The sequence below is a fragment of the Corynebacterium phoceense genome (assembly GCF_900092335.1).
In the GTDB taxonomy this organism is placed as follows: Bacteria; Actinomycetota; Actinomycetes; order Mycobacteriales; family Mycobacteriaceae; genus Corynebacterium; species Corynebacterium phoceense.
Genome location: NZ_LT596208.1, coordinates 488,498 through 502,685 on the forward strand (window position 1 = coordinate 488,498; position 14,188 = coordinate 502,685).

Here is a 14,188-nt window from a genome sequence, read left to right on the forward strand (position 1 = left end):
CTCCTCCGGCGCCGCAGCCGCCGCGCCCGCCGGCTCCGGCTCTGCGAAAGCCGAGTTCCCCATCGAGGTCCGCGTGGACGGCAACCGCGAGGGCCTACGCCTGGGCTCCACCGCGAAGGTCAAGGTCGTCACGCACGAGGACAAAGACGCGCTCACGGTGCCGCTCAGCGCACTCATCGACGGCGACAAAGCCGTGCTCGTCGTTTCCGACTCCGGCACCATCGAGCGCCGCGACGTGAAACTGGGCACCCGCACCGATTTCGAGGCCGCCGTGACCGAAGGCCTCCACCGCGGCGACCGCGTGCTTACCCAGGGCGCGGCCCACGAAGGCGACGTAGGTCAGCAGGCATACCTGCCCGACGCAGCGAGCGGAGAGAAATGAGCCTCATCGACATGCGGGGCATCGTCAAGCGCTTTAACGAGGGCACCGACGCCGAAATCACCGTCCTGCCCGGCTGCGACTTCTCGATGGAGCCCGGCGAGTTCGTCGCCGTCATCGGCCAGTCCGGCTCCGGCAAATCCACGCTCATGAACATCATTGGGCTGCTCGACCGCCCCACCGCAGGCGAGTACTTCCTCGACGGCGAGGACGTCTCCGCCTACGACGATGACGCGCTCGCCCGCCTGCGCGCCGACAAGCTCGGCTNGAGCTCCTCGACCTCGTCGGCATGTCCGAGCGCGCCAGCCACCTGCCCAACGAACTCTCCGGCGGCCAGAAGCAACGCGTCGCCATCGCCCGCGCGCTCGCCAACAACCCGGAGGTCATCCTCGCCGACGAGCCCACCGGTGCCCTTGACTCCCAGACCGGCCGCCTGGTCATGGACCTCTTCCACGAGCTCAACCGCGAGCGTGGCACCTCCATCGTGTTTATCACCCACAACCCAGAACTCGCCGCCGAGTGCTCGCGCACCGTAACCATGACGGACGGAGTGCTGAAATGAATCTCACCGAATCCCTGCGCATGGCGCTCACCTCGCTGCGCACCAACAAGATGCGCTCGCTACTCACGCTGTTGGGCGTCATCATCGGCATTGCCGCCGTCATCGCGATCCTCACCCTCGGCTCCGCGCTCAAGGGCCAGTTCACCTCTGACCTCGACAAGGTCGGCGCCAATAACTTCCAGGTCCAGGTCAAGGAACGCACCGACGAAGGCGAGACCGACTATTACGTCGAGTCCTCCGTCGACGACCCCGACTCCCTCCTCACCCCCGAACAGCTCGAGCAGGTGCGCACGGCGCTCGCGCCGGACGTCGAGGGCGTCATCATCGGCGAATACGACACGCATCCGGGCGACCTGACGCCCGAAGGGGCATCGGAAAGCTCAGCGGTGATGGTGCAACCCACCAACCCGGACTACGTGACGGCCTCGCAGTTCACCGTCCGCACCGGCCGCGCACTCACGGACGACGACATCGCAGCCGACCGTGCCGTGACCATGCTCTCCGCCGCGACCGCCACCGAGCTCTTCGGCGACGCCGACCCGGTGGGCCAGACGCTGAATTTTGCCCCGCTCGACGGCACGGATCTGGAACTCACGGTCATCGGCGTCTACGACAGCCCCGCCACCGGCGCGCTCATCGGTGGCGGCGGGCCCGAACACGCGCTCGTGCCCTATCCCCTCGCTGCCCAGCTTTCCGATGCCCCCTTAGCCGGCGAGGCCTTTTCCTCCGTGTCCATCCGCGCGGCGGCCGGCACAGACAAGGCCGCGCTCGGCGCACGGCTCCAAGCGGCCTTCGACTCGATGTACGCCGACAACGAGGACTACCGCGTCGAGGTCACCGACTTTAGCAAGGACCTGGCGAGCCTCAACCAGCTGCTCACGGCGTTGTCCGCGGCGATTGCGGCTATCGGCGGGATCTCGCTGCTCGTCGGCGGCATCGGCGTTATGAACATCATGCTGATTACCGTCACGGAGCGCACGCGCGAGATTGGCGTGCGCAAGGCGCTCGGCGCGCGGCGGCGTGACATCCGCCTNCCGCCGCGCGGGGACCCCATGGGGGCTACGGTCCCGACGAGCCCCCCGCCCGCGCCGCGTCGCTCACCCGTACCGCGTGTGCCGCGCCCGCCGCAGACGTGCACTTCATGGTGGGCGGCACGCAGGTCAACACGACTGCCATCGCCTCCCTGCTGCGGCCGTGGCAGGGCGTTATCTCCGCCGATACCGGCCACATCAATACCCACGAGACCGGTTCCGTCGAGCACGCGGGCCACAAAATCCTGACGCTACCCTCAGCGCTGGGCAAGATCACGGCCGCACAGGTCGCTGCGCTCGTCGAGGAGTACCGCGGCTCCGGCGTCCTCGAGCACGCCGTCGAGCCCGCGATGGTCTATATCTCGCAACCCACCGAATACGGCACCGTGTACTCACGTTCTGAGCTCGCCGCGTTGCGCTCCGTGTGCGATGAGTTCGGGCTCACGCTCTTCGTCGACGGCGCGCGCCTCGGCTATGGCCTCGCCGCCTCCGACGTCACGCTGCCGGACCTCGCGCGTCTCGCGGACGTGTTTACCATCGGCGGCACCAAATGCGGCGCCGCTTTCGGCGAAGCCATCGTCTTCGCCACCCCGCACCCCTACTTCCGCAACGCGATGAAGCAGAACTCCGGGCTGCTGGCCAAGGGCTGGCTGCTCGGCGCGCAGTTCGAGGCCCTCTTCACCGACAGCCTCTACGAGGCAATTACGGCGCATGCCAACGAACAAGCCCAGCGCATAGCCGCCGCCTTCGCCTCCGTCGGCATTCGGCTGCTCTTCGACTCACCCACCAACCAGCAGTTCGCACTCCTCACACCCGAGCAGGAGGCTGCGCTGTCCGAGGACTACGTCTGCCAGTTCTTCGAGGAACACGACGGCCTACGCGCCGTGCGTTTTTGCACGTCCTGGTCCACGCGCGACGATGACGTCGACGCGCTCTGTGCCTCCATCGCCCAACTCTAGGTCTACCCCTGTTCGAATACCCCTGTTCGACAAATGCATTGGGCAATCGGTTGCAGGCTTTCCGATGCCTCCTTAACCTCCGTGGCATGACCGTCTCGATCTTCGATGCTCTTGCTCTCGGCGTCGATTCTCTCAAGGAAGCCGCCGGCCTTACCGTGGCTGAGCTCCGTGACCGCGGCCTAACGCTTGCCGATGCCAAGTTTGTTCAGCCGCTGGCTGCCGTTTATTGGCGCGCTAAGCCTAAAGGCATTGCTGAGGCCCGCAAGGCCGCCCGCGCTGCTGGCCATTCCCTGCGCGTGCTCGCCCGGATTGAGGTGCTCGCCGCGCGCTGCGAGGATCCTAACGCTGCCCGCGTGACCTTGTGTGGCACGGCGGAGGCCAAGCTCGATGAGGTCGGCGCGAGGCTTGCCACGCCGAAGACCCGCGTGGAGTCTGCCCGCCATACCTATGGCAAAGACGGTTGGCACCGTTTGGTGATTAACACCCAGGATCCGTGGCTGATGGATATGCTCGGCGCGCTGCCCGGCGATAACCTGCTTGACGGGTTCAAACAGTTTGTCGCTGGCGGGGAGCAAATTCAGGCACCGGCGCGTGCTGCGCATGTGGTTATTCGTCTCGATGAGCACGAGGAATACCTCAAGGGAGAAAAGCTCATTCGTGCCACGGATGGGACAGTGCGCCCGGCTCGTCTGCTTGCGCAGGAGAAGCTCGCGGAGGTCGGCTACGTCACGCTGGTGAGCGAGTGGGGCGAGCCGGTGGATTGCTTTAAGTCGACGCCGATCTTCAATGAGAAGCAAACGCTCATGGCGTTTGCGTTGCATCCGCAGTGTATTCACCCGGGCTGTGTGACGCCGGCTTTGTTGTGCGAGCGTGACCACTTCATTCCGCGGAACAAGGGCGGCGACACGAACGTCGCGAACCTTGTGCCGCTGTGCCGGTTCCATAACGGACGCAAGGGCGACGGTGATTCGTATACCCGCGATGCCGAGGGCAACTACTGGTACGTCACGCCCTACGGCAAGCGCCTACTCTGCACGGTGGACTAACCCCCACAAACGCAAACCCGCCCCCGAGGGGCGGGCGATTCGGCGTGCCGTTTTAGCTCTTGGTGCCACCGAAGACCTCGGGCACGGCGGTGACGTCGAGGGCTGCGTCGATGTCGGCGACCTCGTCAGCTGTGAGAACAATGTCGGTCGCGGCGAGATTCTCACGCAGACGCTCAGGCTTGCGGCTGCCGGGGATAGGCACCGCGCCCTTGGCCATGACCCAGGCCAGCGAGAGCTGCGCAGGCGTCGCGTCATGCACCGCAGCCAGCCGGCGGACGAGCGCGAGCAGCTCCGCGTTCGCGCCGTAGTCGCGGAACTGCGGCATCACGGCGCGGTAGTCGCCGTCGCCGAAGGAGGCGTTGGCACCCACGGTATCGGTGAGCAGGCCATTGGCCAGCGGACTAAACGCGATGAACTGCGCGCCGAGCTCCTCGACGACGGGCAGCAACGGCTCGTGCCACCGCGCCATCATGGACAGGCGGTTCTCGATGGCGGCCACTGGGGTCACCGTCTGCGCGCGGCGCAGCGTGGACTCGTCAACCTCGGACAGGCCCCACCCAAGGATTTTGCCCTCTGCGATGAGCTCGCCCATGACGCCTGCGACCTCTTCTACGGGCACCGCCGGATCTTGACGGTGCTGCAGGTAAACGTCGATGTGGTCCGTACGCAGCCGCCGCAGAGAGCCTTCCACGGAGGCGCGGATTCCCGCAGGCCGGGCGTCTGGCACGATAGGGTGCGCGCCCGTACCGTCTGAGGGCGCGAAGCGGATGCCGAACTTAGTGAGGATCTGCACCTCGTCGCGCACGCCCGCGAGCGCCTCGCCGACGACGCGTTCGTTGAGGTGCGGGTCCTCGAAGGGCCCGTAGATCTCCGCCGTGTCGAAGAAGCGATAGCCGGCGTCGAAGGCGGCGGTGAGGCTGGAGGGGCATCGGCAAGCGGGGCTCAGTACGCGTGGGACAAGCCCATCGCGCCGTAGCCAATGCGGGGCAGCATGTACATATTCTCCTTGATGTAACCCAACAGCCCGCGGACCGTTTCCACGTTGGTGTGATCGAAGCAGCTAAAACCAGGCTCCTCGAGTGAAGCGAGCGCGGCGTGGTCGGACTCGGTAAGCGAGAAGTCGAAGACGTCGAGGTTCTCCGCCATGCGCTCCGGGCGCACGGTCTTCGGAATGACAATGACGTCGAGGTCGAGCAAGTAGCGCAGCGCGACCTGGCCGGCGGTTACGCCGTGAGCGGAGGCGATTTCGTTCAGGACGGGGTTTGCGAAAATGTTGTTCATGCCCTCGGCGAACGGGCCCCAGGACATGTGCGCCACGCCGAGGTCGTCCATCACGGCATGGTCCTCACGCGCGGGACGGAAGACGTGGCTCTCAATCTGGTTGACCATCGGCGTGACATCGGAGAACGCCGCGATGTCGAGCATGCGGTTGGGGTTGAAGTTGGACACGCCGATGGCGGAGGCGAGGCCGTCGGAGTACGCACGCTCGAGGTCACGCCACGCGCCGTAGTAGTCGTTGTAGGCCTGGTGTAGCAGCACGAGGTCCACGTGGTCGGTGCCCAGGCGTTCGAGCGATTCCTGCAGCGAATCGTAGGCGCGGCCGTAGTTGGTGACCCACACCTTCGTCACGAGGAAGATATCCTCGCGCGCCACGCCGGAGTCCTTGATGCCCGCACCGACGCCGCGCTCGTTGAAATACGCCTGCGCCGTGTCAATCATGCGGTAGCCCGTGTCGAGCGCCTGGGCCACGGTGCGCTCTGTGGTGTCGTCGTCAATCTGGAAGACGCCGTAGCCCAGCTTCGGCATCTGCAGTCCGTTTGCAAGTGTTGTGAATTCCATGAACCCACTAAGACATGCCGGCTGCGCATGCGTACAATGCTTTTTCAACAGACCACCATGCACTGGAGGCATACATGGAGCTTGAACAGCTACGCCAGCTTCAGGCTGTCGCGGAGGAAGGCACGATTTCCGCGGCTGCCGATGCCCTCCACCTCACCCAGCCCGCACTCTCCCGGTCCATCCAACGGCTCGAACGCGAACTCGGAACCGAACTGTTCCGCCGGACGAAGAACCACGTCGAATTCAACGAAGCTGGCGAGCTCGCGCTGGCCGCAGCCACGGAACTCACGGCGCGCGCGGAGACGCTGCGCCGAGACCTGACAGCGCTGAGTAGGAAGCAGCGGACGGTGACGGTGGCATCGGCAGCACCGGCGCCGAGCTGGCGGCTCGCGGAGCTTGCCACGCAGCTCATGCCGGGGCTCATCCTCGACCCAGAGCTCGCGGCGAATCCAGAGCGCGTCGACGCAGACCTGCGCATCACGCTGCGCCCGCCCGGCCACCAGCTCATGACGGAGGACCTCTACGCCAACGTGCCCGCGGCGCATCGGCTGGCGGGCCGGCGCCACGTGCGGTTCGCGGACCTCAACGGCGAGCCCTTCCTCGTGCTCGCGGACATCGGTTTTTGGATGGACGNCCCCGTACGGCAAGCGCCTACTCTGCACCGTGGACTAACAGCCGAAAGGAAACCCCAGCCAAGGCTGGGGTCATTCGGCATGCCTTCGTGCGGGATGGAGGAAACGACCGAGGTTAATGAAATGGGTATTCATTTATGCAGGTCGGGGGTAACAATGCGATCTTTGCAGTCTGGATGTGCTATGTCACTCATCGCGTAGGTTTCGTGTTAGGTCACAGTTTTGCGGAATTTGCAGCGGGGTAGGGCGGCTCGCGCACGCGGGCGAGATTTCTAGTCTGGGTGACGTCATCGACCCGTAGTAAAGGAGTACATAATGAGTGATACATTCACTGCCGCTGTCGTCGAAGAATTCGGACCTACCCTGAATATCCGCGAGGCGGATCTTCCGGAACCGGGTCGCAACCAAGCACTTGTGCGTAACCTTGCGTCGGGCATCTGCCACACGGACGTCCACGCCGCGGAAGGCGACTGGCCTGTGAAGCCGGAGCCACCGTTCATCCCGGGGCACGAGGGCGTGGGCGAAGTGGTCAAGCTGGGGCCGGGCGAGCACACCGTCGAGGTAGGCGACATTGTGGGCAACGTCTGGCTGTGGTCCGCGTGTGGTGTGTGCGAGAAGTGCCGCACCGGCTGGGAAACGCTGTGTGACGAGGCGGAGTATGGTGGCTACACTGTGGACGGCTCGTTCGGCGAGTACATGCTCGTGGACACCCGCTACTGCGCGCGCATCCCGGAAGGCTCGGACCCGATCGAGGTCGCGCCGATTCTTTGCGCTGGCGTCACGGTCTACAAGGGCCTCAAGGTCTCAGAGACACGCCCGGGCCAGTTCATGGTCATCTCCGGCATCGGTGGACTGGGGCACATCGCGGTGCAATACGCCGTCGCCATGGGCATGCGCGTCATCGCGGTGGATATCTCAGAAGAGAAGCTAGCGCTGGCGAAGAAGCACGGCGCCGAGTACACCGTCAACGCCAAGGAAGCGGACCCGGCCGAGGCCGTTACTGAGTACACCAAGGGCGGCGCCCACGGCGTGCTCGTCACGGCCGTTCACCCGCAGGCGTTCGGCCAGGCCATCGGCATGGCGCGCAAGGGCGGCACCATCGTCTTCAACGGCCTGCCGCCGGGAGAGTTCCCCGCGCCCATCTTCGACATTGTCTTCAAGGGCCTCACCATCCGCGGCTCGCTCGTGGGTACACGCCAGGATCTCGAGGAGGCGCTCGACTTCTACGCCCGTGGAATGATTAAGCCGACGGTCGAGGAGGTCAAGCTCGACGACGTCAACGAGGTCTTCGAGGGACTTATCAAGGGCGGCATCGAAGGCCGCCGCGTCATTCGCTATTAGGGCGGAGTCCGCGCCGCACGCACGCGGCGCGGACGCATCTAGGCCGTGGCCTCGAAGAGCCCGCGGCCCCACCAATCGTTGTCATCTGCAAGCCCCGGCGGGCAGGCGAAGATGGCAGACGACTCGTAGCGCACGTACTCATTCATCTTGTCCGACTTCGCGAGCTTCTTTTGAATGGGGATAAACCGCTCGGCAGGGGAGTTGACGATCGCGATGAAGAACAACCCCGCGTCCATATGCCCGAAGTCGTCGATGCCATCCGTGAAGTTATACGCACGCCGTAGCATGCGCGCCCCGCCATTTTCCTGGTGGCTCGCTAGCCGCGCATGCGCCGTAAGCGGAATGACCGGGCCCGACGTACCGACATACTCGTCGAGCGGCAGCTCGTCGAACTCGTTCTCACGGCCGAGCGGCGCGCCTGAGCTCTTGACGCGACCAAACGTCTCCTCCTGGTCGGAGAGCACCTGCCGGTCCCAATTCTCCAGCAGCATACGAATGCGTCGCGTGATGAGGAACGTGCCGCCGTCGAGCCACGAGTTCGTGCCGGAGACCCAGATATGTTCGTCCGCCAGGTCGGTGTCCTCGGCCTTGATATTGTTCGTGCCGTCTTTAAACCCGAAGAGGTTGCGCGGCGTTTGTTGCTCGCGAGTCGTCGTCGACGCATGCCCGAAGCCAAGCTGCGACCACTTGTACTCCACGACGCCGCGGCCAGCGCGCGCGAGGTTCCGGATGGCATGCACGGCGACCTGCGGGTTGTCCGAGCATGCCTGGATGGCAATATCGCCGCCGCAGAGCTTGCCGATGAGCTGGTCTCCCGCAAACTTTGGCAAATCCTCCAGCTCGGCCGGACGTGCGGAGGCAAAGCCAAAGCGCTCGTCAAAGAGCGAGGGGCCAAAGCCGATGGTGAGCGTGAGGTTCGCCGGCTCCAGGTCGTAGGCCTCGCCGGTATCCTGCGGGACAGAGTGCTGGCCGACCTCGGAGATATCCTCATCGACAGCGGTCTGGCCCCGCGTCATGCGCCGCGCCATGGCGGTCCACGTGCGCAGGAGCTCCTCGAGTTCCGTGCGGTCTTTTGATACGACGTTGAACGCCGCGAAGTGGAGACGGTCCTGCTGCGCCGTGACGATGCCGGCCTGGTGCGGGCCGTTGAACTTTACGATAGCTGCGGCGGCCGTGACTCCATCCCGGCCGGAACTATCGGAGCATGCTGTGACCGTCCCCGCGGCGAGTAGACCGGCCCCGCCGAAGAGCGCGCGACGGCTAAAAGAACGACTCATGGCTAGCTCGCTACGACTTCCTGGACGGTGGAGACTTTTTCGGTGAGGACATCGAGGGCATCGGAAAGCTTGCGGCGTTCGTCTTGAGAGACCTTGTCGTAGGAGACGAAGCCATCGCCCTCGCGGTACGTGTCGAGCAGCGTCTGGACGGCGTCGAAACGCTCGTTGATGTCGGTGAGCAGCTGTGGGTCGCGCTCGTTGAGCGCCTTCTCCAGCGACGCGATGGCCGCGCGGGAGCCGTCGAGGTTTGCCTGGAAGTCGTAAAGGTCGGTATGGGAGAAGATGTCTTCTTCGCCGGTGATCTTGGACGTGGCGATCTCGTCGAGCAGGCCCTGAGCGCCGGACGCGATCTGGACGGGCGCGAGCGTGTAGTCGTCCGCGGCCACGCCGTCGACGAGCTCCGCGATGTCCTGTTTGAGCTGGGCGGCGTCCGCCTTGGTCTCGTCCGTGATCTTCTTGTTTACCCAAAGATCCTTTTCGATCTTGTGGAAGCCGGACCAGGTGTCGCCCTCCTGGATGTCGGCCTCGCGCAGGTCGATGCGCGGGTCGAGGTCGTTCGGGAAGGACTCCGCCACGGGTTCGATGCGCTCGTATGGGGTGCGTGCGAGCGGGAAAAGTTCCTTCGCGGTGTCGATATCGTCGGACTCGATGGCGGCGACGAACTCGTCGACCTGCCCCTGCAGCGCGGTGGTCTGCGAGCGGACGTAGGAGATGTACCCGTCGACGGCCTGGGTGAGGACCTCGTCGGTGGAGGCTTCCACGGCCTCGCCGGTCACCTTCAGCGTTTGGGAGAAGCCGTCGCCGACCATTCCCGGCTTACACGTGAGTGTGTAGTCACCCGGGTCCGTTATTTGGACGACGAGCTTGCGGGTGGCGCCTGGGCCGATGTTTTCGACCTCGCCGACGACGCGGCCGCCGGAGGTGTAGACGTAGAACTCCGTGGTCTTCTCACCGTTATTGGTGACTTCGAAGGTCGAGGTGCCGGTGGTGGCCTCGGCGCCGGAGACGGTGCAGGCGTCGTCCGTGGCGGCGACCGTGAAGTTGGTGGATTGCGATTCGTCGACTTTGTCCGCGCAGGCGGTGAGCGATCCCAACGCGAGGCCGGCGACAAGTACAGAGACAGTGCGGTTCATGAGTAGTTAGGCTTTCTTAGTCGGTCGGAGAAACAGGTACAGAGCGATAACGAGGTAGACGGCCCAGCCCACCATGGACAGCGTGGTGGGAGCGGGGACGAGGTTGAAGATGCCCTCGATAAACGTCACGAGCGCGGTGCCCGGGGCGATGATGTGCGAGACGTCGAAGGCGAGTGTGTGCAGGCCCGGCAGCAGGCCGGCCTCCTGGAGGTCCGTAAGGCCGTAGCGCAGGATGCCTGCGGCGACGATGACGAGCAGGATGCCTGTGACGCGGAAGAACGTGCGCAAGTTGATGCGGATCGCGCCGAAGTACATGGCCACGGCCACCGCGACGGCGATGGCGATGCCTAGCGAGAGGCCAAGCGCTGGCGTGGCCGAGGAACCGTAGGCAAAGGTGTCGAAGACGAGCAGCGCGGTTTCGATGCCCTCGCGGACGACGGCCATAAACGCCAGGACAAAGACAGAGCCGGGGCCGACGGCGATGGCGTGTTCGAGCTTGCCTTCGAGCTCAGCCTTCATATTCTTCGAGGCGCCGTGCATCCACAGCAGCATGTAGCTCACCAGGGCCACGGCGACGAGGCTGCCGATGCCCCCAATAATCTCCTGGCCCACCGTGGTCAGCGTCTTGGTGCCGTAGTAAATGATGGCGAAGACGGCGAGCGTCACGGCGATGGCAGCGGCGACGCCGGCCCAGACCCAGCGCATCTGCTTCGAGTGTCCGGACTTGGTGAGGTAGGCGGCGAGGATGGTGACGACCATGGCGGCCTCGAGGCCCTCGCGCAGGCCGATGAGGAGGTTGGCGAATAACATGGCGTCCTTCCTGAGCAGGTGGGGTGGCGGCGGGTCGCGCCGCTTTTATTATCCAACTCAGGTTAGGCTTGCCATAATGAAACGGGCGTGATGTGTGACGGCATGCAAAAGGGGCAGCTCACGTAAGGTGAGGCTACCCCAATTTGTGTTTAGCCGCGGTTGCGGCGTGAGGTGCGGAATGTGCTGGTTAGAGCGTGAGACTGCCGTTGACGAGGCCCCACACGGCGGCGATGGCGCCGACGAAGACGAGGGCGACGACGAACCACTCGAAGCCGTTGAAGACGCGCTCCTTCTTGGCTAGGCGCGTGCCGACGTAGGGGATGAGACCCGGGATGACGGCGAGCGCGCCGAGGAGGACGTAGACGAGGTCGGCGGCGTAGATGAGCCACAACGAGTAGATGAAGGCGACGAGGCCAATGGCGAGGTGGTGGCGGTTCTCGCGCGGGGAAACCTCGGGGCCTGAAAGGTCGAATTTGTCGCTGGGGCGCGTGAAACCGCGGCCGCGGGAGGCTAGCAGCACGAGGTAGAGCGCGGAGAAGATGTACGGCAGGAGGTACATGATGGTGGCGAGCTGGACCATCGCGTTATACGAGGTCTCGTTCAAGTAGAACACGACGACGAAGATTTGGATGGCGATGGTCGAGATGAGCTGCGCGACCCACGGGGCACCCGCGATGTTCACGGTGCCGATGCGGCGGGGGAGCAGGCCGTCGACGGCCATGAGCACGATGGGCTCGGCGCAGAGCATCTGCCAGGAGACGTAGGCGCCGAGGACGGACAAGCACAGGCCGAGCGAGATGAGCGCGCCGCCCCAGTGGCCGACGACGGCGGTGAGCACGGAGGCCATTGAATTATCCGGGAGCGCGGCGAGCTCGGCCTGGCTTAGCACGCCGAAGGAGAGCGTGGAGACGGAGACAAGGAGCGCGAGTACGGAGATAAAACCGATGACGGTGGCGCGGCCGACGTCGCGGCGGGTGCGTGCCTGCTTGGAGTAGACCGAAGCACCCTCGACGCCGATGAAGACCCAGACGGTGAACAACATGATGCCCTGGATCTGCTCGAAGAGCGGCGTGCCGGAGTCCTCGCCCCAGAAGTCGAAGGTGAACTTGTCCCAGCTAAAGCCGAGGAACGCGACGAGCACGACGAACGCCAGGATGGGTACGAGCTTGGCCACGGACGTCACCATATTCATAAATGCGGCCTGCTTGATGCCGCGGGCGAGCACCGCGAAGATCGTCCACGACAGCGCGGAGACCGCGATGGCCGAGGCTAAGCGGTGGTCCGCGTCGAAGAACGGCACGTAGTGCCCGATCGTGTTAAAGAACAATGTGGCGTAGCCGACCTGCGCCATGACCGAGCCTAGCCAGTAGCCCCAGCCCGAGGTAAAACCGATAAAGTCGCCCAAGCCCGCGCGCACGTAGGAATAGACGCCCGAGTCGAGCGCTGGCTTGCGCTGCGCCAGGATCTGGAAGACGAAAGCGACGGAGAGCATGCCCACGCCTGCGATGAGCCAGCCGATGAGCATGGCGCCCGGGCCTGCGACCGACGCGATGTTCTGTGGGAGAGAGAAGATGCCCGCGCCGACGGTGGAACCGATGATGAGCGCGACGAGAGTCCAGATGGTGACGGAGTGGGTGCGCGCGCCCGAGCCGTCTGCCGCGGCGGCGCCCGTAAGGGCTGCTGCACCTGTGGAAGGGTTGTTCATCTGTATAAAATTACAGACTTGACGCGGCGGGTGAAAACCGTTGTGAGAAACTAGGAGCTATGACTGTTCTGTTGCTCGATGAACGCTGGCCCGACCTTATCCCCATGGAGGCGCTCGCGCGGGTGACCCAGCCGGTGACGTATACCGGCGAGTTGCCCGTCAAGGTGCGCTGGAACTTCGGGGATCTCGTCACGAAAATCGACCCTACGGGCGTCGGCACCATCGTGACCACGAACGCCGCGGACCCCGCCGTCGCCGTCCGTATCAGCGCCGGCGAGGAGATTATCGAGGCCGCCTCGCGCCACGAGCCGGTCTACGAGGCTCAACGCATCATGTCCGCCGCGCGCTCGCGCGGCGAGTGGGAGATGGGCCAAACCCATCGCTCGCTCCTGCCGTACCTCGCCGAGGAGACGCGGGAGTTTGCTGCGGCGGTGGAGGAGGGGGCATCGGAAAGCGAGCTGTGCACAGAGCTCGGAGACGTGCTGCTGCAGGTGCTTTTCCATGCGGAAATCGCCGCGCGCCGCGGCGCCTTTGATTTTGGCGACGTTGCCACGAGTTTCGTGCGAAAAATGCGCAGCCGCGCGCCCTACTTGTTCGACGGCTCGACCGGCGTCGTGTCGGTCGAGCGCCAAGACGAGCTGTGGGCGCGCGGCAAGGCGAGCGAAGGTTAAGCCTTCGAGGACAGGCTCTCGACGAACGGGAGGACCGTCTCGAGCTGCGAGGACAGGCCGAAGCTGCCCGGTGCGTCAGCCTTGACGATGCCGCAGGCCTGCGCGCGCTGCGCGGTCTGGGTGGAGTACTTCACGGCCGCAAGCGCCAGCGCCGGGTTGGTCGTGCCCTCGACCTTGCCCAGGCCCTGCAGGCCCTTGGCGAGCTGGCTCTGCGTGGTGGTCTCCGTGAGGAGCTCGCCCTCGGTGGCGGAGTCGATGCCCTGGAGTACGGTCTTCAGCGTGCCGCAATCGACGGTGTTGATGACGCCGGACGCGATGGCGTCGGCGCCGAGCAGAGTGCCGAGGTCGAGCTGTGCGGCGGACGCGGACGGGGCGATGGTGAGGGACAGGGCGGCCGCAGCGGCGGCGACGGTGGCGCGAAGCTTCATGAAAATTCCTTAGAACGGTGAGGGAAGAACAACAACACGGTAGAGAACAAAGTTCCGCGCCCACCTTAGTCGTGAATGTGACAAAAGTAAACAGTTGAGACTTAATTGTCATAATCTAGGCGTCGGGCGGGGCAACGCGGCGCAGGTGCGGGGGAGCGCTAGGATTGTCCGTCATGACTGATTGGGTAAAGCGCGCGGGCGGCTGTGGATGTGCTGCGGTCCTCGCCGTCTTCCTTGTCGTCTCTCTCGTCGCGTGGCTCATGTCGTATTTCCATGTGCCGTCTCCCACGCGCACGCTTCAGCCTGTCGATGCCGTCGTCCCGCCGGCTGCGCCCGAGCCCGTCGCGCTCATCGACGTCCACGCGCCCGGCCGCA

Annotated in this window: 13 protein-coding genes and 3 pseudogenes; 9 read left to right on the forward strand and 7 right to left on the reverse strand. The window is 64.9% G+C overall.

Annotated elements, in window-relative coordinates:
- From BN9444_RS06435 to BN9444_RS06455, 5 genes and pseudogenes are all read left to right on the forward strand, one after another.
- A partial coding sequence (locus BN9444_RS06435; protein ID WP_478219561.1) for a permuted SH3 domain-containing protein occupies positions 1-382 on the forward strand: 382 nt, incomplete at its 5' end.
- A pseudogene (locus BN9444_RS06440) lies at positions 379-941 on the forward strand (ABC transporter ATP-binding protein). The gene BN9444_RS06435 and the pseudogene BN9444_RS06440, both read left to right, overlap by 4 nt.
- A gap of 50 nt (positions 942-991) precedes the next feature.
- Positions 992-1,963, forward strand: a pseudogene (locus tag BN9444_RS15455) (ABC transporter permease); the annotation flags it as partial.
- 119 nt (positions 1,964-2,082) lie between these two features.
- A complete protein-coding gene (locus tag BN9444_RS06450; protein WP_068801618.1) occupies positions 2,083-2,931 on the forward strand; it encodes a beta-eliminating lyase-related protein in 849 nt (282 codons plus the stop codon).
- 86 nt (positions 2,932-3,017) lie between these two features.
- Complete coding sequence (locus tag BN9444_RS06455; RefSeq protein WP_068801619.1) at positions 3,018-3,977, forward strand: HNH endonuclease signature motif containing protein; 960 nt, start codon at positions 3,018-3,020, stop codon at positions 3,975-3,977.
- A 52-nt stretch (positions 3,978-4,029) separates the two neighbouring features.
- Here BN9444_RS06455 and BN9444_RS06460 read toward each other — a convergent pair whose 3' ends face one another.
- A complete protein-coding gene (locus BN9444_RS06460) occupies positions 4,030-5,037 on the reverse strand; it encodes an aldo/keto reductase (RefSeq protein ID WP_141681512.1) in 1,008 nt (335 codons plus the stop codon).
- Positions 4,920-5,816: an aldo/keto reductase gene (locus BN9444_RS06465; protein ID WP_066511046.1), complete on the reverse strand. Its 897-nt coding sequence runs from the start codon at positions 5,814-5,816 to the stop codon at positions 4,920-4,922. The genes BN9444_RS06460 and BN9444_RS06465 overlap by 118 nt, the downstream gene beginning before the upstream one ends.
- Positions 5,817-5,890: 74 nt before the next feature.
- Here BN9444_RS06465 and BN9444_RS06470 point away from each other — a divergent pair, with 74 nt between their 5' ends.
- Positions 5,891-6,649: a LysR family transcriptional regulator gene (locus tag BN9444_RS06470; protein ID WP_233423559.1), complete on the forward strand. Its 759-nt coding sequence runs from the start codon at positions 5,891-5,893 to the stop codon at positions 6,647-6,649.
- Positions 6,650-6,763: 114 nt separating this feature from the next.
- Entirely contained in the window at positions 6,764-7,789 is a 1,026-nt protein-coding gene (locus BN9444_RS06475; RefSeq protein WP_066491396.1) for a zinc-dependent alcohol dehydrogenase, read from the forward strand.
- Between the two features lie 38 nt (positions 7,790-7,827).
- On the opposite strand, the gene efeB is transcribed toward BN9444_RS06475, so the two are convergent.
- The 4 genes from efeB to BN9444_RS06495 all read right to left on the reverse strand — a co-directional run bounded on the left by efeB (position 7,828) and on the right by BN9444_RS06495 (position 12,714).
- Complete coding sequence (efeB, locus tag BN9444_RS06480) at positions 7,828-9,066, reverse strand: iron uptake transporter deferrochelatase/peroxidase subunit (RefSeq protein ID WP_066491393.1); 1,239 nt, start codon at positions 9,064-9,066, stop codon at positions 7,828-7,830.
- Positions 9,067-9,068: 2 nt separating this feature from the next.
- Positions 9,069-10,199 carry an iron uptake system protein EfeO gene (efeO, locus tag BN9444_RS14760; RefSeq protein ID WP_066491389.1) on the reverse strand — a complete coding sequence of 377 codons (1,131 nt, stop codon included), beginning with the start codon at positions 10,197-10,199 and terminating at the stop codon, positions 9,069-9,071.
- Between the two features lie 6 nt (positions 10,200-10,205).
- On the reverse strand, positions 10,206-11,009 hold the full coding sequence (efeU, locus tag BN9444_RS14765; protein WP_068801621.1) for an iron uptake transporter permease EfeU: 804 nt from the start codon (positions 11,007-11,009) through the stop codon (positions 10,206-10,208).
- Between the two features lie 187 nt (positions 11,010-11,196).
- A complete protein-coding gene (locus BN9444_RS06495) occupies positions 11,197-12,714 on the reverse strand; it encodes an amino acid permease (protein ID WP_083297753.1) in 1,518 nt (505 codons plus the stop codon).
- 59 nt (positions 12,715-12,773) lie between these two features.
- On the opposite strand from BN9444_RS06495, the gene BN9444_RS06500 reads away from it, so the two are divergent.
- Positions 12,774-13,385 carry a MazG nucleotide pyrophosphohydrolase domain-containing protein gene (locus BN9444_RS06500; RefSeq protein WP_066491380.1) on the forward strand — a complete coding sequence of 204 codons (612 nt, stop codon included), beginning with the start codon at positions 12,774-12,776 and terminating at the stop codon, positions 13,383-13,385.
- Here BN9444_RS06500 and BN9444_RS06505 read toward each other — a convergent pair.
- The gene (locus tag BN9444_RS06505) at positions 13,382-13,813 is read right to left on the reverse strand and encodes a hypothetical protein (protein WP_066491372.1); all 432 of its coding nucleotides are present in this window, start codon (positions 13,811-13,813) and stop codon (positions 13,382-13,384) included. The genes BN9444_RS06500 and BN9444_RS06505 overlap by 4 nt on opposite strands.
- A 173-nt stretch (positions 13,814-13,986) precedes the next feature.
- Between BN9444_RS06505 and BN9444_RS14770 the strand changes: the two are divergent.
- A pseudogene (locus BN9444_RS14770) lies at positions 13,987-14,188 on the forward strand (hypothetical protein); the annotation flags it as partial.